The 25,667-nt window shown below is 72.0% G+C and carries 21 protein-coding genes; 2 read left to right on the top strand and 19 right to left on the bottom strand.

What is annotated here, in order from left to right:
* Positions 1–9: 9 nt before the first annotated feature.
* The 6 genes from K7396_RS20185 to K7396_RS20160 all read right to left on the bottom strand — a co-directional run bounded on the left by K7396_RS20185 (position 10) and on the right by K7396_RS20160 (position 7,646).
* A complete protein-coding gene (locus K7396_RS20185; RefSeq protein WP_086721297.1) occupies positions 10–870 on the bottom strand; it encodes an ABC transporter permease in 861 nt (286 codons plus the stop codon).
* Positions 857–1,915 (bottom strand): ABC transporter ATP-binding protein, encoded by a 1,059-nt coding sequence (locus tag K7396_RS20180; protein WP_086721298.1) that lies wholly within the window; start codon positions 1,913–1,915, stop codon positions 857–859. The genes K7396_RS20185 and K7396_RS20180 overlap by 14 nt, the downstream gene beginning before the upstream one ends.
* A 92-nt stretch (positions 1,916–2,007) precedes the next feature.
* Positions 2,008–3,267, bottom strand: coding sequence for a LolA family protein (locus K7396_RS20175; RefSeq protein WP_086721299.1), 1,260 nt, complete (start codon positions 3,265–3,267; stop codon positions 2,008–2,010).
* A 267-nt stretch (positions 3,268–3,534) separates the two neighbouring features.
* A complete protein-coding gene (locus K7396_RS20170; RefSeq protein WP_086721300.1) occupies positions 3,535–4,548 on the bottom strand; it encodes a polyprenyl synthetase family protein in 1,014 nt (337 codons plus the stop codon).
* A gap of 618 nt (positions 4,549–5,166) precedes the next feature.
* Positions 5,167–6,369: an FAD-dependent oxidoreductase gene (locus K7396_RS20165; protein ID WP_152105000.1), complete on the bottom strand. Its 1,203-nt coding sequence runs from the start codon at positions 6,367–6,369 to the stop codon at positions 5,167–5,169.
* Complete coding sequence (locus K7396_RS20160; RefSeq protein ID WP_086715160.1) at positions 6,366–7,646, bottom strand: carboxylate--amine ligase; 1,281 nt, start codon at positions 7,644–7,646, stop codon at positions 6,366–6,368. Before K7396_RS20160 ends, K7396_RS20165 begins: the two co-directional genes overlap by 4 nt.
* A gap of 287 nt (positions 7,647–7,933) precedes the next feature.
* Between K7396_RS20160 and fahA the strand changes: the two genes are divergently transcribed.
* Together fahA and K7396_RS20150 are read left to right on the top strand one after the other, a co-directional pair.
* Positions 7,934–9,136 carry a fumarylacetoacetase gene (fahA, locus tag K7396_RS20155; protein WP_086715162.1) on the top strand — a complete coding sequence of 401 codons (1,203 nt, stop codon included), beginning with the start codon at positions 7,934–7,936 and terminating at the stop codon, positions 9,134–9,136.
* Positions 9,137–9,288: 152 nt separating this feature from the next.
* On the top strand, positions 9,289–9,768 hold the full coding sequence (locus K7396_RS20150; RefSeq protein ID WP_086715164.1) for a hypothetical protein: 480 nt from the start codon (positions 9,289–9,291) through the stop codon (positions 9,766–9,768).
* A gap of 84 nt (positions 9,769–9,852) precedes the next feature.
* Here the strand turns inward: K7396_RS20150 and nuoN are convergent, their stop codons facing one another.
* The 13 genes from nuoN to K7396_RS20085 are packed head-to-tail and all read right to left on the bottom strand — an operon-like array spanning position 9,853 to position 25,664.
* Positions 9,853–11,505 carry an NADH-quinone oxidoreductase subunit NuoN gene (gene nuoN, locus K7396_RS20145; RefSeq protein ID WP_086715166.1) on the bottom strand — a complete coding sequence of 551 codons (1,653 nt, stop codon included), beginning with the start codon at positions 11,503–11,505 and terminating at the stop codon, positions 9,853–9,855.
* A complete protein-coding gene (locus tag K7396_RS20140; RefSeq protein ID WP_086715168.1) occupies positions 11,502–13,160 on the bottom strand; it encodes an NADH-quinone oxidoreductase subunit M in 1,659 nt (552 codons plus the stop codon). The genes nuoN and K7396_RS20140 overlap by 4 nt, the downstream gene beginning before the upstream one ends.
* 3 nt (positions 13,161–13,163) lie before the next feature.
* Entirely contained in the window at positions 13,164–15,047 is a 1,884-nt protein-coding gene (gene nuoL, locus K7396_RS20135; RefSeq protein WP_086715170.1) for an NADH-quinone oxidoreductase subunit L, read from the bottom strand.
* 13 nt (positions 15,048–15,060) lie between these two features.
* The gene (gene nuoK / locus K7396_RS20130; protein WP_018090964.1) at positions 15,061–15,360 is read right to left on the bottom strand and encodes an NADH-quinone oxidoreductase subunit NuoK; all 300 of its coding nucleotides are present in this window, start codon (positions 15,358–15,360) and stop codon (positions 15,061–15,063) included.
* Positions 15,357–16,226, bottom strand: a complete 870-nt coding sequence (locus K7396_RS20125) for an NADH-quinone oxidoreductase subunit J (protein ID WP_086715172.1) — start codon at positions 16,224–16,226, stop codon at positions 15,357–15,359. Before K7396_RS20125 ends, nuoK begins: the two co-directional genes overlap by 4 nt.
* Positions 16,223–16,813, bottom strand: a complete 591-nt coding sequence (gene nuoI, locus K7396_RS20120; RefSeq protein WP_233476832.1) for an NADH-quinone oxidoreductase subunit NuoI — start codon at positions 16,811–16,813, stop codon at positions 16,223–16,225. The genes K7396_RS20125 and nuoI overlap by 4 nt, the downstream gene beginning before the upstream one ends.
* A complete protein-coding gene (nuoH, locus tag K7396_RS20115; protein WP_086715177.1) occupies positions 16,806–18,194 on the bottom strand; it encodes an NADH-quinone oxidoreductase subunit NuoH in 1,389 nt (462 codons plus the stop codon). The genes nuoI and nuoH overlap by 8 nt, the downstream gene beginning before the upstream one ends.
* Complete coding sequence (locus K7396_RS20110) at positions 18,191–20,698, bottom strand: NADH-quinone oxidoreductase subunit G (RefSeq protein WP_086715180.1); 2,508 nt, start codon at positions 20,696–20,698, stop codon at positions 18,191–18,193. Before K7396_RS20110 ends, nuoH begins: the two co-directional genes overlap by 4 nt.
* On the bottom strand, positions 20,695–22,077 hold the full coding sequence (gene nuoF / locus K7396_RS20105; protein WP_086715181.1) for an NADH-quinone oxidoreductase subunit NuoF: 1,383 nt from the start codon (positions 22,075–22,077) through the stop codon (positions 20,695–20,697). Before nuoF ends, K7396_RS20110 begins: the two co-directional genes overlap by 4 nt.
* Positions 22,077–22,934 carry an NADH-quinone oxidoreductase subunit NuoE gene (nuoE, locus tag K7396_RS20100; RefSeq protein WP_086715197.1) on the bottom strand — a complete coding sequence of 286 codons (858 nt, stop codon included), beginning with the start codon at positions 22,932–22,934 and terminating at the stop codon, positions 22,077–22,079. Before nuoE ends, nuoF begins: the two co-directional genes overlap by 1 nt.
* A gap of 35 nt (positions 22,935–22,969) precedes the next feature.
* A complete protein-coding gene (locus tag K7396_RS20095) occupies positions 22,970–24,346 on the bottom strand; it encodes an NADH-quinone oxidoreductase subunit D (protein ID WP_174886999.1) in 1,377 nt (458 codons plus the stop codon).
* Positions 24,346–25,113 carry an NADH-quinone oxidoreductase subunit C gene (locus K7396_RS20090; protein ID WP_086715183.1) on the bottom strand — a complete coding sequence of 256 codons (768 nt, stop codon included), beginning with the start codon at positions 25,111–25,113 and terminating at the stop codon, positions 24,346–24,348. The genes K7396_RS20095 and K7396_RS20090 overlap by 1 nt, the downstream gene beginning before the upstream one ends.
* Entirely contained in the window at positions 25,110–25,664 is a 555-nt protein-coding gene (locus K7396_RS20085) for a NuoB/complex I 20 kDa subunit family protein (protein WP_086715185.1), read from the bottom strand. The genes K7396_RS20090 and K7396_RS20085 overlap by 4 nt, the downstream gene beginning before the upstream one ends.
* Between the last annotated feature and the right edge of the window lie 3 nt (positions 25,665–25,667).

The following is a 25,667-nucleotide window of genomic DNA, read 5'->3' as shown; positions in this document are numbered from 1 at the left end:
CGCCCCGTCTCACGCGGTGACGTCCCTGGTCGTGAAGCGTGCCCAGGCCGCCGAGCCGAAGACGAGGGCGTACAGCGCCTGCAGGCCGGCGTTCTTCTGCAACTGGTCCCAGTAGACGGGGTCACGGAGCAGGTCCGCGAACGACAGCCAGTAGTGCGGGAACAGGTAGGGCTGGAGGGCGTGCAACTGCGGGAGGGCGTCCAGGATCTGCACGGTGATCAGCAGGCCGACCGTGGTCGCCATGGCCGCGATGCCGCTGGTGGTGAGCGCGGAGACGAAAAGGCCGACGGCGGCCACCCCGACGAGGGACAGCGCCACCGCGACCGCGACGGCCAGCGCCCGCAGCAGTCCCTCGGCGAAGGGGACGGAGGTGCCCGAGAGCAGGGTGACCTCGCCCACGGGGAAGAGCAGGGCGCCGGTCACCAGGGCGGAGAGCGCCACGACCAGGGTGCCCACCAGGCAGAACGTCAGGGTCGTGGCGTATTTGACCAGCAGGAGGCGGGTGCGGCCCGCGGGGGCCACCAGGAGGTAGCGCAGCGTCCCGGCGTGCGCCTCGCCGGCGAGGGAGTCGCCCGCGATCACTCCCACGGACATCGGCAGGAAGAACGGCAGCGTCACCGCGAGCGAGGTGAAGACGAGGAAGAGCCCGTTGTGGGTGACCTGGGAGAGGAACGCCGGTCCCCCCGGGCCACCGCCGCCGTCGCCCGTCTCGGTCTTGACGGCGACGCCGACCAGGACGGGTACGCCCGCGAGCACCGCCAGCAGCGCGAGGGTGCGCCAGCGCCGGAACGTCATCGTGATCTCGCTGCGCAGCAGGCCCAGCGACCACAGCGGTCGGGGCGTGCGCGGCGCCGCCTCAGCCTGCGACATCGAAGCCCTCCCCGGTCAGTCGCACGAAGATGTCCTCCAGGGACGCGCGCTCGGTGCCGAAGCCGCGGACCCGCACACCGGCGTGCACCAGCGCGGCGTTGAGGTCCGCGAGATCCGGCGGGGTGCCGCCGCCCGGTGCGCCCATCGCCGCGTCCGGGTGCGGGAGTTCGCCCGTCACCCGGCCGTCGGCGGCCTGCAGGCCGGTCAGGCCGTGCTCCTTCAGGACCCGGACCGTGTCGGCGGTGTCGGGGGTGGTCACCGTCAGCCGGCCGTGGCCGCGCGCGTCGAGGACCGTGGCGAAGAGGTCGGCGACCGTGCCCTGGGTGACCAGCCGGCCGCGGGCCATCACCGCGGCGTGGGTGCAGACCTGTCCGATCTCGTCGAGGAGGTGGGAGGAGAGGAAGACGGTGGTGCCGTCCGCCGCGAGGGCGCGGATCAGCGCCCGGATCTCCCGCATGCCCTGGGGGTCCAGGCCGTTGGTCGGCTCGTCGAGGACCAGCAGCTCACGGGGCTGGAGCAGGGCCGCGGCCAGACCGAGGCGCTGCTTCATGCCGAGGGAGTAGGCGCGGGCCTTCTTTCCTGCCGCGGCCGCCAGGCCGACCCGCTCCAGCGCCCGCCCGACCCGTGCGGTGCGGGTACGGGGGTCGGCGTACGGGTCGGCGGCGTCGAACCGCCGGAGGTTGTCCCGCCCGCTGAGGAAGCCGTAGAGGGCCGGGCCCTCGATGAGGGCGCCGACCCTGGGGAGCACCCGGCGGCCCGCGGCGGGCATCGGCTGCCCGAGCACCCGGGCGCTGCCGGCGCTCGCTTCGATCAGGCCCATCAGCATGCGGATGGTGGTGGTCTTGCCGGAGCCGTTGGGGCCGAGGAAGCCGAAGACGCTGCCGCGCGGGACGGCCAGATCGAGGCCGTCGACGGCGAGCCGGCCGCCGCGGTAGCCCTTGCTCAGCCCCCGCGTCTCGATCGCCAGGTCCCCGGCCGGCCGGGGAGCCGGTCCGTCGTCGGCCGGCCGGGTGCCTTCGGGACCCGGGGCGGGCGGCTGTGGCATCGGCTCCCCCGACGTCGTACGGATGGCCCACGGGCCGCGCCGCGCCACCCGCGGAGGGGTGGCGCGGCGGTCCCGGGTGCGGGCGAGGCCCGTTACTTGGCGGCGTTGGCCGCGTCGATCAGGGCCTGCTTGTCGACGGCGCCGACGTAGACCGTGCCCTTGTCCGTGATCAGGGCATTGACCAGGCGGGTGCTGAAGATCCGGCCGGATCCGAAGGAGCCGTGCGCCTTCTCGCCGATGCTGTCCAGGAACGTGGCCGCGTCGCCGCCGGCGCCGCCCTGCTCCTTGCCGGAGGGCATGCCGGAGCCCTCACCCTTGATCGTGGCGATGGACGTCCAGCCCTTGCCGATGACGTTCGGTCCGCCCTTGTCCTTGGCGAAGTCCCGCGCGCCCTCGGACGGGAGGTCCTTGCCGTGCTTGCGCTGCGCCTCGACCTTGTCGCCGTCGACGACCTTGGCGCCCTTGGGAGGGGTGAAGGAGAACGTGCTCGCGGCGGGCTTGGCGAACTCGACGTTCGTGTAGCCGACGTCGACGGCGGCCGCGCCGCCGCTCTTGGGGGTCAGGGTGAACTTCAGCGGCACGCCGTTCTCGGCGTCCACCGCGACCCGGATCGAGCCGACCGTCGAGGCGGCCTGCTTGGGCTTGATCAGCAGCTGGTAGGCGTCCCGCCCGGCGACCTTGGCGGTGCCGTCGACGGTGACCGAGGTGGTGTCGCCGGCCGCCTTCAGGGCCTGCTGGGCGAGGTCCTGCGGGGTGGCGTTCTTCAGGTCCTTGGGGAGGCCCTCGGCCGAGCCGTGCCGGGAGCCGTGCTTCTGGGCGTCGAGGTCGGTGCTGTGCAGGGCGGTGTTGCTGCCGCTGTCGTAGGCCCAGAGCTCGTTGCCGTTGTGGACCAGGCTGTACTCGGCGGCCTTGTCGACGATCGACACCCGCTGCTTCTCGGGGCCGTCGGCCGCGACGCGCAGCGTGTGGGAACCGGACGCCAGCTCCATCAGCTTGCTCTGGGGCGCCGCGGAGGCGCCGTCGCCGCCCTTCCCTCCGGCACCGGCCTGGCCGCCGGCGAAGCCGCCCGCCGCGCCGCCCGGCAGGGACGGCAGACCGAGGTCGGTGGTGACCCGGACCGTGCCGGAGAGCTGCTGGACATCCGACTTGGCGACCTTGGCTATCAGGTCCTGCGCCGAGATCTTCGGCAGGTCCGGAGAACCGGAACCGGCGAACGCCGGGACCAGCCCGATCGTGGCCGCCGCAACTCCCGCCACCGCGACCGGCACGGCGTACCGCGCCGCCTTACGGCGCCGCGGGGAGTGCCCCTCGTCCCATTCGCCGGTGACCTGAGTCGGTTCGTTCCATGACATCTGCCCTACCTCCGTCGTATGCGGCGGCTGCTGCGCTGTCCACTCGTCCCCCTGGGGCTCATTGTGACCCGCCGCCGCGCTCTGGTGTTCTCATCTCACCAAATCGCCCGGCGGATAACGTCAACCAGCGGGAGCAACTCTTCCTACTGCTGAGGTATGACACATGGTCACCTCAGGTCCGACTCCGTACCTCCGGAGTCGGACCGTTCCCTAGGGGATGCGCGGCGGGGACGTAGGGGACGCGGGGTGGCGCAGCGTGCTCGGGCCTCAGCCCGCCCGGTGCACCACCGCGTCGCAGAGCCCCTCCAGGGCCGACTTGGCGGTGCAGGACGGCAGCGGGGCCAGCATCGCGCGGGCCTCCTGCGCGTAGCGCACGGTGTCGCGGCGGGCCTGTTCGAGCGCCGGGTGGGCGCGCAGGCCGGCCAGCGCCTCGGCATGCCGGGCGTCGTCCGTGAGGTCGCCGGCCAGCAGCTCGACCAGGGCGCGGTCCTCGGGCGTACCGGCGCTGCTCTCGGCGCGGGCCCGCAGGTGCAGCACGGGCAGGGTCGGAATGCCCTCGCGCAGGTCGGTACCGGGCGTCTTGCCCGATTCGTGCGAATCGCTGGCGATGTCCAGCACGTCGTCGGCCAGCTGGAAGGCCGTGCCCAGCCGCTCGCCGTACTGGGTGAGGATGTTGACCGTGGACTCCTCGGCGCCCGACATCATCGCGCCGAACCGGCAGGCGACGGCGACCAGCGAACCGGTCTTGCCGGCGAGGACGTCCAGGTAGTGGTCGATGGGGTCGCGGCCGTCGCGCGGGCCCGCGGTCTCCAGGATCTGGCCGGTCACCAGGCGTTCGAACGCCTCGGCCTGGATCCGGACCGCCTCCGGCCCGAGGTCGGCCAGGATGTGCGAGGCGCGGGCGAACAGGAAGTCGCCGGTCAGCACCGCGACGGAGTTGCCCCAGCGGGCGTTGGCGCTGGCCACGCCGCGGCGCACATCGGCCTCGTCCATCACGTCGTCGTGGTACAGCGTCGCCAGGTGCGTCAGCTCCACGACGACCGCGGAGGGCACCACACCCGGGCTGTAGGGGTCGCCGAACTGGGCGGCCAGCGTCACCAGCAGCGGCCGGAACCGCTTGCCGCCCGCGCGCACGAGGTGCTGCGCGGCTTCGGTGATGAACGGCACGTCGCTCTTCGTGGCCTCCAGCAGGCCCTCCTCGACAGCCGCCAACCCGGCCTGGACATCGGCCTCAAGAGCCTGGTCCCGCACGCTCAGCCCGAAGGGCCCGACGACGGTCACGAGGGGTACTCCTGTCTGCTGACGATCAAACTGAATGTCGATCTGTCGCTGTCTCCACCATTGGCCAGCGTATCCGGTCGCAGTTCGATCACCGTGAGCGCCCGCCCCCCGACCCACCCGGAAGCACAGCGACCCCGGCCGACAGGTCCCGGACCGCCTGTTGACGCGAGTGTGGCGCGGAGGCGTGGAGCCCGGCAACGACAAGAGTATTTCTGGCCGCGTTCCGGTCCGGCAAGGGCTGTGCCGCCCGGGCTGCCGGGCAGGCGGGCGGCCCGGAGCGGGCCGTGTGGGGCGGGCCGTGCGGTCCGGCGCCGGGCGGGGAGAACAGCGCGGGTACGGCGCGCAGGAGGCAGGAGGGAGACGGCGTCAGTGCGGCGCGGGGCCGCACAGCTCAGGGCAAGAAGCGGAACACCACAATCCGCCGACCCGAGCGCCCGCGGCCCCGGCCGACGGCCGAGCCGAGCCCCCGGCCCTGGCCATCACCGCCCGGCCCCGCCCCGTCACGAACCCGCCCCCGGCCCCCACCGCCCCGCCGAATTCACCCCGGGCCAAGCCGACTTCCCCCGTGGGACGGGGACCGGGCCGGCGCCCCTCGCCGCCGCCCCCGCCCCGCCCGCCTCACCCGTACGTCCGGGCCACCGCCCGTGCCAGCCGCGGTGAGGCGAACTCCGTGCCGCACACGAAGCGCATCACCGGCCCGAACGAGGCGGCCGCCGGCAACCCCGTGAAGTACAGCCCCGGTACGGACGAGCCGAAGCCGGCGCCCAGCAGCGGCCCGCCGGCCCGCGTCACGATCTCGGTGCGCAGCCCCTGGCCCAGGAAGTCCAGTGCCGCCAGGTCCATGCGGTAGCCCGTCGCGGCCAGCACATGGTCGGCGGCGAGTTCCCCGCCCTGCCCGTCGGCCCCGCGCAGCGCCAGCACGGGACGGCCGTCGCGGACCGTGGCCCGTACGATCCGCCGCCCCTGCGTGACCTGCACCCGGCCGTGGAAACGCTCCCGCAGCCACCACGCGCCCAGCGGGCCGAGCACCCGGCGCACCAGGTGGCGCCGGGCGGGCACCGGCAGCCGCCGGAAGGCGCCGGCGTAGTACGTCAGCGCGTGCAGCGACCAGGCGTTGCCGAACGGCGACGGCGGCCGCAGACGGGGCTGGCGGTCCGGCGGCGTACCGAAGCCCACGGCGCCCTGGCGGCGCGCCACGACCCGGACCGACGCCGCGCCCGCCTCGGCGAGCAGCACCGCGCTCTCCAGCGCCGACTGCCCGGCGCCGATCACGACCACCGAGCGGCCGGCCAGCGCGGACAGGTCGTGGTGCTGCGAGCTGTGCGAGACCGGACCCGTGGCGGACGGTCCGTCCGGAATCGCGGCGGCCAGCTCCGGGGGCAGCTGCGCCAGCCCGCTCAGGCCGGTGGCCACGACCACGGCCCGCGCGCCGACCTGCTCCCCGCTGTCCAGCTTCAGCTCGAAGCCGCCGTCGCGCCGGTCGACCGAGACCACTCTGACCTGCTCCAGGTCGGGGACCGTGCGCTGCTGCACCCACTGCCCGTACCGGACGAACACCTCGACGGGGACGATGTCCCAGTCCGAGGCGTACGGCCCCTCCCCCGTCCCGGCGCAGAAGTCGCCGAGGCTGTGGCCGGGCTGCGGGACGTCGATGCTGGAGGCCGCGGGCGTCGACTTGAGCAGCATGCCCGCGGGCATCTGCGTGCGCCAGCTCGCCATCGGCGATCCGAAGACCCGCACCGGCAGGCCGCGCGCCCGTAGGTGCGCGGCCGTCGACACGCCGTACGGGCCGGCCCCGATGACCGCTACCGGAGTGCTCACTTCGGTCCCTCCCCTTGCCTGAGTGGTGCCTCGGTACCTGCCCGGCGGCCCGCCCGCCGCAGTTGCCGCAGATGTCGGGCGCCCGGTCCGACGGACCGCGCCAGCATCGTGAGGAACGGCAGCGGGTCGTCGCCCGCGAACCACGCCAGCTCGGTGCCGCGGGCGCGCCGCGGCGCGTGCGGGGGGCGGGGTCCGCCGCGCCGGTAGGCGAGCAGGGCGGGCAGATCGACGTTCTCGACGACGAAGCGGCGCCCGGCCCGCTGCGGCGCCTCCGGGACGGTGCGCCCGGTGAGCGCCAGGTGCTGGGCGCGGACGACGTCCACGCCGGCCGCGTTCTCGAAGAGCCGAAACTGAGCCCCCATACGGGGGTTGAAATCCAGCAGCTTGTACCGGCCGTCGCGGCGGTCGAACCGCCAGTCCAGATCGGCGATGCCGGTGAAGCCGATGCGGCGGACGAACTCCGCCGACATTTTGGCGAGTTCCGGGTTGTCGACCACGTACGCACAGGCCGTCATCCCGGCGTGCGGCGGCCAGGAGCGCACCTTGACGCCGGTGAACAGCGCCAGCGGCGCACGGTCCGCGCCGAAGCAGGCGTGCACGATCCAGTCCTCGGCCTGCTCCCGCGGCAGGTACTCCTGCAGGATCACGCCCGGCCGCGGACCCCAGTCCCGGGCCAGGTCCAGCAGCTGCGCCGGCCCTCCTATGCGGGTGGTGCCGGTGACGGCGGGCCGCTCGCGCCGTACGAACGCCTCGCGGTTCTTGGCCACCACCGGGAAGCGCGCCCGCCCGGCGTACGCCTCGATGTCCGCGTACGAGCCGGGGAAGACGGCGGCCGGTGAGGGCACCCCGTGGGCCGCGCACAGTTCGTGCAGCCCCTGTTTGCTGGCCAGCCTCCGCGGCAGGCCGGGCGCGGCCCGGGGGAAGAGGAACGACCCGGCGAGCGCCTCGGCGTGCTCGGCTATCAGCACGGCCGCCTCCTCGTCGGTGGGGAGCAGCAGCGTCGGGCGCCCGATCCGCCGGCCGATCCGCAGCAGCCCCGTCACCAGCCGGTCCGGCGCCTCCCGCCCGGTGGTCGGCCAGACGAAGCGGCCGCGGAGGTAGCGCGAGAGGGCGGCCGGTGTGAAGCGGTCCTCCGTCACGGCGTACATGGGCACCCCGAGCCGTCCCAGGCTGCGGATCGCCCCCACACCGCCGTGGTGCAGGGGGTACGCCCCGATCTTCACGATCAGCGCCGGAACGCTCCGGTCGACCGCGAGCCGTGTGCCACTGCGAGCCACGTGTCCCCCCTACGGAACGTCCCACCCCCGGGCCCGTGCCAGGAAAGGAAGCTAGGCCCGAATTGCGCAGTGCAGCAAGGCTTTTCAGGACATTGCCGATGCTTGGGGGCGCATCGCGCGGCGCGTCCGCCGTCCAAATCCGTACGCCCCCGCGCCCTCGCGCCCCCAGGACCGCCCCGTCGGCCACCGCCCGGCCGTACGCTGATCAACGGCACCGCCGGCCCGCGGGTCACCAGGCCCGGCCGGCCCGGCCGCCCACCGGCGACGACGAACGCGAGGAGCTGTCCATGCCCGAGCAGAGCCCGTTCGACCTGGCAGAAGGCGACCCCTTCGGCCCGCACAACCTGCCCTACGGCGTCTTCAGCACCGCCGACGCGCCCGACCGGCGCCGCCTCGGCGTCCGCTACGGCGACCGGGTCCTCGATCTGAGCGCACTGCCGAGCGCGCTGCCCGCCGCCATCCACCCGCACGCCGAACTGCTCGCGGCCCCGACCCTCAACCCGCTGCTGGCCGCCGGCCGTCCCGTCTGGCAGCAGATCCGGGCGGCCGTGCGCACCGCCGTCACCGACCCGGCGCACCGCGACGAGGTGGCACCGCTGTTCCATCCGCTCGCCGAGGTCACGCTGCACCTCCCCTTCGAGGTCGCCGACTACGTCGACTTCTACGCCAGCGAGCACCACGCCACCAACGTCGGCCGGATCTTCCGCCCGGACGCCGCGGCGCTGACCCCCAACTGGAAGCACCTGCCGATCGGCTACCACGGCCGGGCGGGCACCGTCGTCGCCAGCGGCACCCCGGTCGTCCGGCCGCAGGGCCAGCGCAAGGCCCCCGCGGACGAGGCGCCGGCCTTCGGCCCCTCGCTCCGCCTCGACATCGAGGCCGAGGTCGGCTTCGTCGTCGGTACGCCCTCCACGCTGCACCGGCCCGTCCCGCAGGCGGCCTTCCGCGACCACGTCTTCGGCGTCTGCCTCCTCAACGACTGGTCCGCGCGCGACATCCAGGCCTGGGAGTACGTGCCGCTCGGCCCGTTCCTGGGCAAGTCCTTCGCCACCTCCGTCTCCGCCTGGATCACCCCGCTCGACGCCCTCGACGCGGCCCGGACCGCGCCGCCCGCCCGGGACGTCCCGCTGCTGCCCTACCTCGACGACACGGACGCCGAGCCGGGCGGCATCGACCTGCGCATCGAGGTGCGCATCAACGGCGAGACGGTCTCCCGGCCGCCGTTCTCCGCGATGTACTGGACGGCCGCCCAGCAGCTCGCCCATATGACCGTCAACGGCGCCTCGCTGCGCACCGGCGACCTGTTCGCCTCCGGCACGGTCTCCGGGCCCGACCCCGACCAGCTCGGCTGCCTGCTGGAGCTCACCCAGGGCAAGGGCCCCTACCTCCAGGACGGCGACGAGGTCACCCTCACCGCCTGGGCGCCCGGCCCGGACGGCGCCCGGATCGGCCTGGGCGAGGTCACCGGCCGCATCCTGCCCGCGGTGTGACCGGGCCGCCGCCCGTCGCCCCCGGCGCCCCCTGCGTCACAGCCCCGCACCAAGTCCGTACCGGGGCCGCGGCGATCCGGACGACGGTTCGGACGGCTGTGCGGGGCCGCTGCTAGCCTCACGGGTCCTGTCCCACAACGGAGGAGACGTACGTGCGCAAGGCAGCGCAGATCGCCGGGGCGGCCGCCATCGCCGCGATGCTGCTCACCGGTTGCGGAAGCGGCGGCGACACCGGCGGCGGCAACGACAGCAAGCCGACCAAGTCGCCGGACGCGCCGGCGACCCCCGACAAGCCCGCGGACGCCGGTGCGGTCGAGGGCGCCTGGAAGGGCGGCTCGGCCGGCAGCCCCCAGGTCCTGGTGATCAGCAAGGGCACGGTCGCCTTCAGCAACGGGCACAAGGCCGCCTGTCTGGGCAAGGTCCAGCAGATGGCCGGGATGACCATGGCCGCGCTCAAGTGCACCGACGGGGACACCACCCGCACCATGGGCACCCTCAAGGCCGGCGCGGACGGCAAGACCCTCACCGTCGACTGGAAGAACGGCCCCACCGAGAAGTACACCAAGTCCAGCGACGGCAGCGTGAAGATCCCCGACATGCCGCAGCTGCCCAGCGGCGTGCCCACGAGCTGACCGCCCCCGCACGGCGAACGGCCGCCGTCCGGAACCCCCCGAGGGCTCCGGACGGCGGCCGCTGTCCTGGCGCGCCGCGCGTTCTCAGCGCACGAACACCCCGGCCTGGCCGGCCAGGTCGAGGAAGTACTGCGGCGCCAGGCCGAGCACCAGCGTGGCCGTGACGCCGATGGCGATGGCCGTGGTCGTCAGCGGGCTGGGCACCGCGACGGTCGGGCCGTCCGCCTTGGGCTCGTTGAAGAACATCAGCACGATGACGCGGATGTAGAAGAACGCGGCGATGGCCGACGAGAGCACACCGACGACCACCAGCCAGCCCGCGCCGCTCTGCGCCGCCGCCTTGAACACCGCGAACTTTCCGGCGAACCCGGAGGTCAGCGGGATGCCGGCGAAGGCCAGCAGGAAGACCGCGAAGACCGCGGCCACCAGCGGCGAACGCCGTCCCAGCCCGGCCCACTTGGACAGCGCGGTGGCCTCGCCGCCCGCGTCGCGCACCAGGGTGACCACGGCGAAGGCGCCGAGCGTCACGAAGGAGTAGGCGCCGAGGTAGAAGAGCACCGAGGAGATGCCCTCCTTGCTGGTGGCGATGACACCGGCGAGGATGAAGCCGGCGTGGGCGATGGAGGAGTAGGCCAGCAGCCGCTTGATGTCGGTCTGGGTGATGGCGACGATCGCGCCGCCCAGCATCGTGATGATCGCGACGCCCCACATCACCGGCTGCCAGTCCCAGCGCAGGCCCGGCAGGACGACGTACAGCAGCCGCAGCAGCGCGCCGAAGGCCGCGACCTTGGTGGCGGCCGCCATGAAGCCGGTGACCGGGGTCGGGGCGCCCTGGTAGACGTCCGGGGTCCACATGTGGAACGGGACCGCGCCGACCTTGAACAGCAGCCCCATCAGCACCAGCGCCGCGCCGATCAGCAGCAGCGCGTCGTTGCCCATCGTGCCCGCCAGCGCGGGATCGATCTGCTTGGCGCCGTCCGAGACCACCTCGGCGATCCCGGCGTAGCCGACCGTGCCCGCGTAGCCGTACAGCAGGGCCACGCCGAACAGCAGGAACGCCGACGAGAAGGCGCCGAGGAGGAAGTACTTCACCGCGGCCTCCTGCGACAGCAGCCGCTGGCGGCGGGCCAGCGCGCACAGGATGTACAGCGGGAGGGAGAAGACCTCCAGCGCGATGAAGAGCGTCAGCAGGTCGTTGGCCGCCGGGAAGACCAGCATCCCGCCGACCGCGAAGAGCAGGATCGGGAAGACCTCGGTGGTGGTGAACCCGGCCTTGACCGCGGCCTGTTCGGCGGCGCCGCCGGGGACGGCCGCGGCCTGGGCCGCGAAGGAGTCCACCCGGTTGCCGTGCGCCGCCGGGTCGAGCCGGCGCTCGGCGAAGGTGAAGACGGCGACCAGGGACACCAGCAGGATCGTGCCCTGCAGGAACAGGGCCGGGCCGTCGACGGCGAGCGCACCCATGGCGGCGATGTGAGCCTTGGACGAGCCGAAGCCGCCGGCCGCCAGGCCGACCACCGCGGCGAACGCGGCGGCCAGCGCCACCACCGTCAGCAGCAGTTGGGAGACGTAGCGGCTGCGGCGCGGCACGAACCCCTCGATGAGGATGCCGACCACCGCCGCGCCGAGGACGATCAGCGTCGGCGACAGCTGGGTGTACTCGATGTGCGGCGCCGGGATCTTGCCCGGTGCGCCGTCCGCCACCGTCCACAGGCTGTGGACACTTGCCACGGAACTCACTTCGCGGCCTCCACGTCTTGATCGTGCACGGCATGCCCGCCCCGGCCTCCACCGGGCACGGCGTCCACCTGCACAGGGGGCTTGGGGTCCTTCTTGTCCACGACGGACAGGGTGTGGTCGACCGCCGGGTTGACGAGGTCGGTGAGCGGCTTGGGGTACACCCCGAGGAAGAGCAGGAGCACGATCAGCGGCGCGACCACCACCAGCTCCCGCACCCGGAGGTCCGGCATGGTCTTCACCTCCGCCTTCACCGGCCCGGTCATCGTCCGCTGGTAGAGGACGAGGACGTACAGCGCGGCGAGGACGATGCCGAGGGTGGCGATGATGCCGATCACCGGATAGCGGCTGAAGGTGCCGACCAGGACCAGGAACTCGCTGACGAACGGCGCCAGGCCGGGCAGCGAGAGGGTGGCGAGACCGCCGACGAGGAACGTGCCGGCGAGGACCGGGGCGACCTTCTGGACGCCGCCGAAGTCCGCGATCAGGCGCGAGCCGCGGCGGCTGATCAGGAAGCCGGCCACCAGCATCAGCGCGGCGGTCGAGATGCCGTGGTTGACCATGTAGAGCGTCGCGCCGCCCTGGCCCTGGGACGTCATCGCGAAGATGCCCATGATGATGAAGCCGAAGTGGGAGATCGAGGCGTAGGCGATCAGACGCTTGATGTCCCGCTGGGCGACCGCCAGCAGCGCGCCGTACAGCACGCTGATCAGCGCGAGGACCAGGATGACCGGGGTGGCCCAGCTGCTGGCCTCGGGGAAGAGCTGGAGGCAGAAGCGGAGCATCGCGAACGTGCCGACCTTGTCGACCACCGCGGTGATCAGCACCGCGACCGGCGACGTCGACTCGCCCATGGCGCCCGGCAGCCAGGTGTGCAGCGGCCACAGCGGCGCCTTCACCGCGAAGGCGAAGAAGAAGCCGAGGAACAGCAGCCGTTCGGTGCCGGTGGCGATGTCCAGCTTGCCGGCCGCCCGCGCCTCGACGATCTGCTGCAGCGAGAAGGTGCCGGTGCCGAGCTGGTCGGCGGTGACGGCGTACAGCCCGATCACCGCGGCCAGCATGATCAGCCCGCCGACGAGGTTGTAGAGCAGGAACTTCACCGCGGCGTACGACCGCCGGCTCGCGGCCTGCTCCTCGCCGCCGGCGCCCGCCCGGTCCCCGAAGCCGCCGATGAGGAAGTACATCGGGATCAGCATGGCTTCGAAGAAGAGGTAGAAGAGGAAGACGTCGGTGGCCTCGAAGGAGAGGACCACCATCGCCTCGACGGCCAGGATCAGCGCGAAGAAGCCCTGGGTGGGCCGCCAGCGCCGGTTGGGCGTGGCCTCCTCCAGGGGGTCGGCGTCGTGCCAGCCGGCCAGGATGACGAACGGGATCAGCAGGGTGGTCAGCGCGATCAGGGCGACGGCGATGCCGTCCACGCCGAGTTCGTAGCGGACGCCGAAGTCGCTGATCCAGGCGTGCGACTCGGTGAGCTGGAAGGGGCCCTCGGCCCCCGGGTCGAAGCGGAACGCGACCACCAGCGCCAGCGCGAAGGTGGCCAGCGAGAACAGCAGCGCGAGCCACTTGGCCGCGGTGCGCTTGGCGGCGGGCAGCGCGGCGGTGGCGATCGCACCGACCGCCGGCACCGCGGCCACCGCCGTCAGCAGGGGAAACGACATGGCTCAGACACCCCTCATCAGCAGGGTCGCGGCGACGAGAACGGCGGCCCCGCCCAGCATCTGGACCGCGTACGAACGGACGAACCCGGTCTGCAGCCGGCGCAGCAGGCCGGAGAGTCCGCCCATGGAGGCCGCGGTGCCGTTGACCGCGCCGTCGACCAGGGAGCGGTCGACCTGGACGAGCGTGTCGGTGAGGTGTTCACCGCCACGCACGAAGACGACGTGGTTGAAGTCGTCCTGGAGCAGGTCGCGGCGGGCGGCCCGGGTCAGCAGCGAGCCCCGCGGGGCCAGCGCCGGAACGGGCTTGCGGCCGTACATCATCCAGGCGACGCCGACGCCCAGGAGCAGCACCACGATCGTCGAGGCGGTGACCGTGGTGGCGCTGACCGGGGAGTGGCCGTGTGCGAACGAGGTGACCGGCTCCAGCCACTTCACGAAGGACTCGTTGACGCTGAACAGCCCGCCCGCGAAGACCGATCCGACGGCCAGCACGACCATCGGGAGGGTCATGACCTTCGGCGACTCGTGCGGATGGACCTCGTCGGGGTTCCAGCGTTTCTCGCCGAAGAACGTCATCAGCATCACCCGCGTCATGTAGAACGCGGTGATCGCCGCGCCCAGCAGGGCCGCGCCGCCGAGGATCCAGCCCTCGGTGCCGCCCTTGGCGAACGCCGCCTCGATGATCTTGTCCTTGGAGAAGAAGCCGGACAGCCCGGGGAAGCCGATGATCGCCAGATAGCCGAGGCCGAAGGTGAGGAAGGTGACCGGCATGTAGGTGCGCAGGCCGCCGTAACGGCGCATGTCCACCTCGTCGTTCATGCCGTGCATCACGGAACCGGCGCCGAGGAAGAGGCCCGCCTTGAAGAAGCCGTGGGTGACCAGATGCATGATCGCGAAGGCGTAGCCGATCGGGCCGAGGCCGGCCGCGAGGATCATGTAGCCGATCTGCGACATCGTCGAGCCGGCCAGCGCCTTCTTGATGTCGTCCTTGGCGCAACCGACGATCGCACCGAAGAGCAGGGTGACCGCGCCGACCACGACGACCGCCAGCTGGGCGGTCGGCGCGGCGTTGAAGATCGCCCCGGAGCGGGTGATCAGATACACGCCGGCGGTGACCATCGTGGCGGCGTGGATCAGGGCCGAGACCGGGGTCGGGCCCTCCATCGCGTCGCCGAGCCAGGACTGCAGCGGCACCTGCGCCGACTTGCCGCAGGCGGCCAGCAGCAGCATCAGCCCGATGGCGGTCAGCCTGCCCTCGGAGGTGTCGCCGGTGGCGGCGAGCACCGGGCCGAAGGCGAAGGTCCCGAACGTCGTGAACATCAGCATGATCGCGATGGACAGGCCCATGTCGCCGACCCGGTTGACCAGGAACGCCTTCTTGGCGGCGGTGGCCGCGCTCGGCTTGTGCTGCCAGAAGCCGATGAGGAGGTACGAGGCGAGGCCGACGCCCTCCCAGCCGACGTACAGCAGGAGGTAGTTGTCGGCGAGGACGAGCAGCAGCATCGCCGCGAGGAAGAGGTTGAGGTAGCCGAAGAAGCGGCGGCGCCGCTCGTCGTGCTCCATATAACCGATCGAGTAGATGTGGATCAGCGATCCGACACCGGTGATCAGCAGGACGAAGGTCATCGACAGCTGGTCGAGCTGGAAGGCGATGTCGGCGTGGAAGCCGCCGACCGGAATCCAGGTGAACAGGTGCTGGTGCAGGGCACGGTCCTCGGCGCCCCGGCCGAGCATGTCGGCGAAGAGCGCCACCCCGACGGCGAACGACGCCACCGAGAACAGCGTGCCGATCAGGTGGCCGGTGCGGTCGAGTCGGGTGCCGCCGCACAGCAGCAGGGCCGCACCGACCAGCGGTGCCGCGACGAGCAGCGCGATCAAGTTCTCCACTTTGTGCGACCCCTTACAGCTTCATCAGGCTGGCGTCGTCGACCGAGGCCGTATGACGGGTGCGGAAGATCGACACGATGATCGCCAGGCCCACCACGACCTCGGCCGCGGCGACGACCATCGTGAAGAAGGCGATGATCTGGCCGTCCAGATTCCCGTGCATCCGCGAGAAGGTGACGAAGGCGAGATTGCAGGCGTTGAGCATCAGCTCGATGCACATGAACACCACGATGGCGTTCCGCCTGATCAGCACCCCGGCCGCGCCGATGGTGAACAACAGGGCGGCGAGATAGAGGTAGTAGACCGGGTTCATTTCTTGGCCCCCTCCTTGTGCTCCTTCGGCGCCACGCCCCCGGACGACGAGGGCCGGGGCTCGTCGGAACCCCGGCCCAGCCAGTTCTCGGAGCGCTCCTCCAGCGCCTTCAGCTCGGCGAGCGACTCGCCGGAGACGTCGCGGACCTGGCCGCGCTCCCGCAGCGTCGGGCTGACGCTGAGGTCGGACGTGGTGCCATCGGGCAGCAGGCCCGGGATGTCGACGGCGTTGTGCCGGGCGTAGACGCCCGGGGCGGGCAGCGGCGGCACCTGCTTGCCCTCGCGGACGCGGGCCTCGGACTGCTCGCGCTGGGACTTGGCGCGCTCGGTGCGCTCCCGGTGGGTAAGCACCATCGCGCCGACGGCCGCCGTGATCAGCAGGGCGCCGGTGATCTCGAAGGCGAAGACGTACTTGGTGAAGATGAGCGCGGCCAGGCCCTGCACGTTGCCGCCGGCGTTGGCCTCGCCCAGGCCGTCGAACTCCTTGAGCGAGGCGTTGCCGATGCCGGCGATCAGCAGGACGCCGAAGCCGAGGCCCAGCCCGGCGGCGAGCCAGCGCTGGCCCTTGAGTGTCTCCTTGAGGGAGTCCGCCGCGGTGACGCCCACCAGCATCACGACGAACAGGAAGAGCATCATGATCGCGCCCGTGTAGACGACGATCTGGACGACGCCGAGGAAGTACGCGCCGTTGGCCAGGTAGAAGACCGCCAGGACGATCATGGTCCCGGCGAGCGAGAGGGCGCTGTGCACGGCCCGCTTCATCAGGATCGTGCACAGCGCGCCGCTGACGGCGACGATGCCCAGGATCCAGAACTGCACGGCCTCTCCGGTGGAGGTCGTGGAGGCCGCGGCGGCGAGGCCGGTCATGCGTGCGCCCCCTTCTCCGGGGCGGTCCCGTCGGCCTTCTCGCCCTTGGAGACCGCGACCTGACGGACGGTCCCCGGAGCGGCCTCGGTCACCAGGCCCTGGTAGTAGTCCTTCTCCGTCATGCCGGGGTAGATCGCGTGCGGCGAGTCGACCATCGTCTCCGACAGGCCCGCGAGCAGCTCCTCCTTGGTGTAGATGAGCGATTCGCGGGACCGGTCGGCGAGTTCGTACTCGTTGGTCATCGTCAGCGCGCGGGTGGGGCACGCCTCCACGCACAGGCCGCACAGGATGCAGCGCAGATAGTTGATCTGGTAGACGCGGCCGTAGCGCTCCCCGGGGGAGTAGCGCTCCTCGGGGGTGTTGTCCGCGCCCTCGACATAGATCGCGTCCGCCGGGCAGGCCCAGGCGCACAGCTCGCAGCCGATGCACTTCTCCAGCCCGTCCGGATGGCGGTTGAGCTGGTGGCGGCCGTGGAAACGCGGCGCCGTCGGCTTCTTCTCCTCCGGGTACTGCTCGGTCAGCCGCTTCTTGAACATGGCCTTGAAGGTCACGCCGAAGCCGGCCACGGGGTTCTGGAACTCAGGCACCGTCGCCCCCCTTTCCGTCGTTTCCGATTCCGTCACCGACAGTGTCCGCCCCGCCACTGACAATCAGCTCGCGCTCCCGGCGCGGCCGGCGCCGCGGCACCGGTGGCAGGTTCTGTCCGGGCAGCGGCGGCACGGGGAAGCCGCCGGCCATCGGGTCGAAGGCCCCGTCGCCGTCCGTCTCCTCCTCCCGCTCGCCGCGCCGGAAGAAGTCCACGAGGAGGGAGACCAGCAGCAGCGCGACGGCGCCGCCGGCGACGTAGAGCACGATCTGCGAGAAGTCGTAGCCCTCGTTCTTCAGCGCCCGGACGGTGGCGACCAGCATCAGCCAGACCAGCGAGACCGGGATGAGGACCTTCCAGCCCAGCTTCATGAACTGGTCGTAGCGCACCCGGGGCAGGGTGCCGCGCAGCCAGATGAAGAAGAACAGCAGCAGCTGCACCTTGATCGTGAACCAGAGCAGCGGCCACCAGCCGTGGTTCGCGCCCGCCCAGAACGTGGAGACCGGCCAGGGCGCCTTCCACCCGCCCAGGAAGAGCGTGATCGCGACCGCCGAGACGGTGACCATGTTGATGTACTCGGCGAGCATGAACATCGCGAACTTGATGGACGAGTACTCGGTGTTGAAGCCGCCGACGAGGTCGCCCTCGGACTCCGGCATGTCGAACGGCGCCCGGTTGGTCTCGCCCACCATCGCGACGATGTAGATGATGAAGGACACCGGCAGCAGCAGGACGTACCACCTGTTCTGCTGCGACTCCACGATGGTCGACGTCGACATCGACCCGGAGTAGAGGAACACCGCCGCGAACGACATGCCCATCGCGATCTCGTACGAGATCATCTGCGCGCACGAGCGCAGCCCGCCGAGCAGCGGATAGGTGGAGCCGGACGACCAGCCCGCCAGCACGATCCCGTAGATGCCGACGGAGGCCGTGGCCAGGATGTAGAGGATGCCGATCGGCAGGTCGGTGAGCTGCATCGGGGTGCGGACCCCGAAGATCGAGATCTCGTTGCCGGCCGGCCCGAAGGGGATCACCGCGATCGCCATGAAGGCCGGGATGGCGGCGACGACCGGCGCGAGGACGTAGACCACCTTGTCGGCCCGCTTGACGACCAGGTCCTCCTTCAGCATCAGCTTGATGCCGTCGGCGAGGGACTGCAGCATCCCCCAGGGGCCGTGCCGGTTGGGGCCGATGCGCAGCTGCATCCAGGCGACGACCTTGCGCTCCCAGACGATGGAGAACAGCACCGTCAGCATCAGGAACGCGAAGCAGAAGACCGCCTTGATGACGACCAGCCACCACGGGTCGCGGCCGAACATCGACAGGTCCTCCTGCGCCAGCGCACCGCCGGCGGCAGCGAGTTGGGAGAGCTGCATCATGCGTCCACCTCCTCGGCCGGCTCCGGCGTGCCCGGGACGGCGGAGATCTTCACCAGGTCACCGGGTCGCGCCCCGGTGTCGGCGGCGACTCCGCCGCCCGTGGAGTTGAGCGGCAGCCACACCACCCGGTCGGGCATCGGCGTGACCCGCAGCGGCAGGCGGACCGCGCCGGCCGGTCCGGTGACCGCCAGCAGGTCGCCGTCCTCGACCCCGGTCTCCTGCGCGGTGGTCCGCGACAGCCGGGCGAGGGCGGCGTGCCGGGTGCCGGCCAGCGCCTCGTCGCCCTCCTGGAGCAGACCCTGGTCCAGCAGGAGCCGGTGTCCGGCGAGCACGGCCTCGCCCGGTTCGGGGCGGGGCAGCGGGCGCCCGGTCTCCAGGGGCTCGCCCGCGCGGGGGCCGTCCCAGCCGCCGAGCCGGTCCAGTTCGCGGCGTACGGCGCCGATGTCCGGCAGCGCCAGATGGACGTCGAGGGCGTCGGCGAGCATGTGCAGCACCCGGGAGTCCGGCAGCAGGTGCCGGCGGGTCATCTGGTCCGGTTTGAGCGCGGCCTCGAACAGCCGCGCCCGGCCCTCCCAGTTGAGGAAGGTGCCGGCCTTCTCCACCACGGCCGCCACCGGCAGCACCACGTCCGCCCGCTCGGTGACCTGCGAGGGCCGCAGCTCCAGGCTGACCAGGAAGCCGACCTCGTCCAGGGCGGCCAGCGCACGGGCCGGGTCCGGCAGGTCGGCCACCTCGACGCCCGCCACCAGCAGGGCGCCGAGCTCGCCGGTCGCCGCGGCCTCGATGATCTGGCCGGTGTCCCGGCCGTGCCGCTGCGGCAGCGCGGCCACGCCCCAGGCGGCCGCGACCTCGTCGCGGGCCCGCGGGTCGGTGGCCGGCCGGCCGCCGGGCAGCAGGCCGGGCAGGGCGCCCGCTTCGAGGGCGCCGCGTTCGCCCGCCCGGCGCGGGATCCACACCAGCCGGGCGCCGGTGGCACGGGCGGCGCGCACGGCGGAGGTCAGGGCCCCGGGCACCGCCGCCAGCCGCTCGCCGACGACGATCACCGCGCCCTCGGCCCGCAGCGCCTCGGCCGCGGCCTGCCCCTCACCGTCCAGGCCGACGCCGCCCGCGAGCGCGTCCAGCCATTCGGTCTCGGTGCCGGGCGCGGCCGGCAGCAGCGTGCCGCCGGCCTTGATCAGTCCGCGCGAGGCGTGACCGGCCAGCCCGAAGGTGCGCTGGCCGCTCCTGCGGTGCGCCTTGCGCAGCCGCAGGAAGACGCCGGGCGCCTCCTCCTCGGCCTCGATCCCGGCCAGCAGGACGGCCGGTGCCTGCTCCAGCGCGGTGTACGTGACTCCGGTGCCGTCCAGATCGCGGCCGCGGCCGGCGACCCGGGACGCCAGGAAGTCGGCCTCCTCGGCGCTGTGCACCCGCGCCCGGAAGTCGATGTCGTTGGTGTCCAGCGCGATCCGGGCGAACTTGGCGTAGGCGTAGGCGTCCTCGACGGTCAGCCGGCCGCCGGTGAGGACGCCGGTGCGTCCCCGGGCGGCGGACAGCCCGCGGGCCGCGGCCGCCAGGGCCTCGGGCCAGCTCGCCGGCTCCAGCTCACCGGACTCCGGGTCGCGCACGAGGGGCTGCTCCAGCCGGTCGCGCTGCTGCGCGTAGCGGAAGGCGAACCGCCCCTTGTCGCAGATCCACTCCTCGTTGACCTCGGGGTCGTTGGCCGCCAGCCGCCGCATGACCTTGCCGCGCCGGTGGTCGGTGCGCGTCGCGCAGCCGCCCGCGCAGTGCTCGCACACCGACGGCGAGGAGACCAGGTCGAAGGGGCGGGAGCGGAAGCGGTACGCGGCGGAGGTGAGCGCGCCGACCGGGCAGATCTGGATGGTGTTGCCGGAGAAGTACGACTCGAAGGGGTCGCCCTCGCCGGTGCCGACCTGCTGGAGGGCGCCGCGCTCGAGCAGCTCGATCATCGGGTCGCCGGCGATCTGGTTGCTGAAGCGGGTGCAGCGCGCGCACAGCACGCACCGCTCGCGGTCCAGCAGCACCTGGGTGGAGATCGGCACCGGCTTGGCGAAGGTGCGCTTCTTGCCCTCGAAGCGCGACTCCGGGTCGCCGACCTGCATCGCCTGGTTCTGCAGCGGGCACTCGCCGCCCTTGTCGCAGACCGGGCAGTCCAGCGGGTGGTTGATCAGCAGCAGCTCCATCACGCCGCGCTGCGCCTTCTCGGCCACCGGCGAGGTGAGCTGCGACTTGACGACCATGCCGTCGGTGCAGGTGATGGTGCAGGAGGCCATCGGCTTGCGCTGGCCCTCGACCTCGACGATGCACTGCCGGCAGGCGCCCGCCGGGTCCAGCAGCGGGTGGTCGCAGAAGCGCGGGATCTCGATGCCGAGGAGTTCGGCGGCACGGATGACCAGCGTCCCCTTGGGGACGGAGATCTCGATGCCGTCGATCGTCAGGGTGACGAGGTCCTCCGGCGGGATCGCCGCCTCGCCGCCCCCCGAGGGAGCGCTTGTGGTGACGGTCATGCGTTCACCCCCAGGTGAGCGTCGTTGTCGGCCCAGAGGGTCGACTTGGCCGGGTCGAAGGGGCAGCCCTTGCCGGTGATGTGCTGCTCGTACTCCTCGCGGAAGTACTTCAGCGAGGAGAAGATCGGCGAGGCGGCGCCGTCGCCGAGGGCGCAGAACGACTTGCCGTTGATGTTGTCGGCGATGTCGTTCAGCTTGTCGAGGTCGTCCATACGGCCCTTGCCGGCCTCGATGTCGCGCAGCAACTGCACCAGCCAGTACGTGCCTTCGCGGCAGGGCGTGCACTTGCCGCAGGACTCGTGCGCGTAGAACTCGGTCCAGCGGGTGACCGCCCGCACCACGCAGGTGGTCTCGTCGAAGCACTGCAGCGCCTTGGTGCCGAGCATCGATCCGACCGCGCCGACGCCCTCGTAGTCGAGGGGGACGTCGAGGTGCTCGTCGGTGAACATCGGCGTCGAGGAGCCGCCCGGCGTCCAGAACTTCAGCCGGTGGCCGCGGCGCATCCCGCCGCTCATGTCCAGCAGCTGGCGCAGGGTGACGCCCAGCGGGGCCTCGTACTGGCCGGGGCCCGCGACATGCCCGCTGAGCGAGTAGAGGGTGAAGCCCGGGGACTTCTCGCTGCCCATGGACCGGAACCAGTCCTTGCCGCGGTTCATGATGGCGGGAACCGAGGCGATGGACTCGACGTTGTTCACCACGGTGGGGCAGGCGTACAGGCCCGCCACCGCGGGGAAGGGGGGACGCAGCCGGGGCTGTCCGCGGCGCCCCTCCAGCGAGTCCAGCAGCGCGGTCTCCTCACCGCAGATGTACGCCCCGGCGCCCGCGTGCACGATCACGTCCAGGTCGAGCCCCGAGCCGAGGATGTTCCTGCCGAGGAAGCCCGCCGCGTAGGCCTCGCGCACGGCCTCGTGCAGCCGCCGCAGGACGGGCACGACCTCGCCGCGCAGATAGATGAAGGCGTGGCGCGAGCGGATCGCGTGGCAGGCGATCACGATCCCCTCGATGAGGGAGTGCGGGTTGGCGAAGAGGAGGGGGATGTCCTTGCAGGTCCCGGGCTCGGACTCGTCGGCGTTGACGACGAGGTAGTGCGGTTTGCCGTCGCCCTGCGGGATGAACTGCCACTTCATCCCGGTCGGGAAGCCGGCGCCGCCGCGGCCGCGCAGCCCGGAGTCCTTGATGTACGCGATGACGTCGTCCGGGGGCATGGCGAGCGCCTTGCGCAGGCCCTCGTAGCCCTCGTGCCGGCGGTAGGTCTCCAGCGTCCAGGATTCGGGCTGGTCCCAGAAGGCGGACAGGACGGGCGTCAGGAGCTTCTCGGGGTTGGTCTCCCCGCCGGCCTCCGGCCGGGAGGCGCCCCCGTGTTCGGCTGCCACTGTCATCACTCCCCCTCCTCTGCTGCGGGTCCGGCCGGGTGCTGGTCATCGGACGCCGAGGTCTGCTGCGGTGCGTCGTGGGAGCTGGGGTGCCCGGCGGGCGGCTCCTCGGCGGGGTGGCCGGACGGGGGTTCGCCGCCGGCCGCGTCGGTGGTCTCGGCCGTGCGCGGCGCGATGACGTGGTCGGCGCCGCGGCCGGGGGCGGCCTCGCCCTTGGCGAGCCGCAGGCCGGTCAGCGAGGCGGGGCCGGCGCCGCCGGTGGCCTCGACGGCGCCCGGCCGCTCGTCCGGGAAGCCGGCGAGCATCCGCGCCGTCTCCTTGAAGGTGCACAGCGGCGCGCCCCGGGTGGGCCGCACGGCCCGGCCGGCCCGCAGGTCGTCGACGAGCTGCCGGGCGGACTGCGGCGTCTGGTTGTCGAAGAACTCCCAGTTGACCATCACGACCGGGGCGAAGTCGCAGGCCGCGTTGCACTCGATGTGTTCGAGGGTGACGGCGCCGTCCTCGGTGGTCTCGCCGTTGCCGACGCCGAGGTGCTCCTTGAGGTCCTCGAAGATGGCGTCGCCGCCCATCACCGCGCACAGCGTGTTGGTGCAGACCCCGACCTGAAAGTCACCGCTCGCCTTGCGGCGGTACATGGAGTAGAAGGTCGAGACCGCGGTGACCTCGGCGGTGGTGAGGTCCAGCATCTCGGCGCAGAAGCGGATGCCGGTGCGGGTGACGTGCCCTTCCTCGGCCTGGACGAGGTGCAGCAGCGGCAGCAGCGCCGAGCGCGCGCCGGGGTAGCGGGCGATCACCTCCTTGGCGTCCGCCTCCAGCCGGGCCCGTACGTCCACCGGGTAGTCGGGGGCGGGGAGCGCGGGCATCCCCAGCTGCACGTCTTGGTTCGGCTCGGTGGCGCTCACCGGTCGACGCCTCCCATCACGGGGTCGATGGACGCGACGGCGACGATGACGTCGGCGACCTGGCCGCCCTCGCACATCGCCGCCATGGCCTGCAGGTTGGTGAAGGACGGGTCGCGGAAGTGCACCCGGTAGGGGCGGGTGCCGCCGTCGCTGACGGCGTGCACGCCCAGCTCGCCCTTGGGCGACTCGACGGCCGCGTACGCCTGTCCCGGCGGGACCCGGAAGCCCTCGGTCACCAGCTTGAAGTGGTGGATCAGGGCCTCCATCGAGGTGCCCATGATCTTCTTGATGTGGTCGAGGGAGTTGCCCAGGCCGTCCGGACCGAGGGCCAGCTGGGCGGGCCAGGCGATCTTCTTGTCCGCGACCATCACCGGGCCGGGCGCCAGCCGGTCCAGGCACTGCTCGACGATCCGCAGCGACTGGCGCATCTCCTCCAGCCGGATGAGGAACCGGCCGTAGGAGTCGCAGGTGTCGGCGGTCGGCACCTCGAAGTCGTAGGTCTCGTAACCGCAGTACGGCTGCGTCTTGCGCAGGTCGTGCGGCAGTCCGGCGGAGCGCACGATGGGACCCGTGGCGCCGGTGGCCATGCAGCCGGCCAGGTCGAGGTAGCCGATGCCCTCCATCCGGCCCTTGAAGACCGGATTGCCGGTGGCGAGCTTGTCGTACTCGCCGATGTTCTTCCGCATCTTCTTGACGAACTCGCGCACCTGGTCGACCGCCCCGGGCGGCAGGTCCTGGGCGAGGCCGCCGGGCCGGATGTAGGCGTGGTTCATCCGCAGGCCGGTGATCAGCTCGTAGAGGTCGAGGATGAGCTCGCGGTCGCGGAAGCCGTAGATCATGATCGTGGTGGCGCCCAGCTCCATGCCGCCGGTGGCGATGGCCACGAGGTGCGAGCTCATCCGGTTGAGCTCCATCAGCAGCACGCGGATGACGGAGGCCCGGTCGGGGACCTGGTCGGTGATCCCGAGCAGCTTCTCCACGGCCAGGCAGTAGGCCGTCTCGTTGAAGAAGGGGGTGAGGTAGTCCATGCGCGTGACGAAGGTGGTGCCCTGCGTCCAGGTCCGGAATTCGAGGTTCTTCTCGATGCCGGTGTGCAGGTATCCGATGCCGCAGCGGGCCTCGGTGACGGTCTCGCCGTCGATCTCCAGGATCAGCCGGAGCACGCCGTGGGTGGAGGGGTGCTGCGGCCCCATGTTGACGATGATCCGCTCGTCGTCGGACTTCACGGCGGCGGCCGCGATCTCGTCCCAGTCGCCGCCGGAGACGTTGTAGACCGTGCCCTCGGTGGTCTCCCGGGCCAGGGACTCCGCCGTGTCGAAGTCGCTGGAGGTGCGGTGGCCGTTCGAGGGGCCGGAGTGCGGTGCAGTAGTCATCAGCTGTACGACCTCCGCTGGTCGGGAGCCGGAATCTTGGCGCCCTTGTACTCGACGGGGATGCCGCCGAGCGGGTAGTCCTTGCGCTGCGGGAAGCCCTGCCAGTCGTCGGGCATCATGATCCGCGTCAGCGCCGGATGGCCGTCGAAAACGATTCCGAAGAAGTCGTAGGTCTCGCGCTCGTGCCAGTCGTTGGTCGGATAGACCTCCACCAGCGAGGGCACGTGCGGGTCGGTGTCCGGGGCGGAGACCTCCAGCCGGATCAGCCGGTTGTGGGTGATCGAGCGCAGGTGGTAGACGGCGTGCAGCTCGCGGCCCTGGTCGCCGGGGAAGTGCACTCCGCTCACGCCCGTGCACAGCTCGAAGCGCAGCGCCGGGTCGTCGCGCAGGATGCGGGCGACCGTCGGCAGGTGGCCGCGCTCGATGTGGAAGGTCAGCTCGGCGCGGTCGACGACCGTCTTCTCGATGACGTTCTCGGGGACCAGGCCCTGTTCGTCGAGGGCGCCCTCCAGCTCGTCGGCGATCTCGTCGAACTCCCCGTGTCCCCCGGCGCCGCCGCGGGGCCCGCCGTAGGGCCGGCTGCTCGCGCCGGGCAGCCGGACGGTCCGTACGAGGCCGCCGTAGCCGCTGGTGTCGCCGCCGTTGTCGGCGCCGAACATGCCGCGGCGGGTGGCGATCGCCTCGCCGGCGTCGTCGCGCTGCGCGGGGACGGCCTCGTCCGTGCCGTCGGGCTCGTCCGGCGCGCCGGGGTTCTTCTGCTCGCTCACCGCAGCAGCCCCTTCATCTCGATCAGCGGGAGTGCCTTGAGCGCCGCCTCCTCCGCCTCGCGGGCGGCCTGCTGCTGATTGACCCCGAGCTTGGTGTCCTGGATCTTCTGGTGCAGCTTGAGAATGGCGTCCATCAGCATCTCGGGACGCGGCGGGCAGCCCGGCAGGTAGATGTCGACGGGCACGATGTGGTCGACGCCCTGCACGATCGCGTAGTTGTTGAACATGCCACCCGAGGAGGCGCAAACCCCCATGGAGATCACCCACTTCGGGTTCGGCATCTGGTCGTAGACCTGCCGCAGGACGGGCGCCATCTTCTGGCTCACCCGGCCGGCGACGATCATCAGGTCGGCCTGCCGCGGCGAGCCGCGGAAGACCTCCATGCCGAAGCGGGCCAGGTCGTAGCGCCCGGCGCCGGTCGTCATCATCTCGATGGCACAGCAGGCCAGCCCGAAGGTCGCGGGGAAGACCGATGACTTGCGCACCCATCCCGCGGCCTGTTCGACAGTGGTCAGCAAAAAGCCGCTCGGCAGCTTCTCCTCAAGTCCCATGTG

This window comes from Streptomyces angustmyceticus (assembly GCF_019933235.1).
Lineage (GTDB): Bacteria > Actinomycetota > Actinomycetes > Streptomycetales > Streptomycetaceae > Streptomyces > Streptomyces angustmyceticus.
This window is presented reverse-complemented; position numbering and strand designations above follow the sequence as displayed.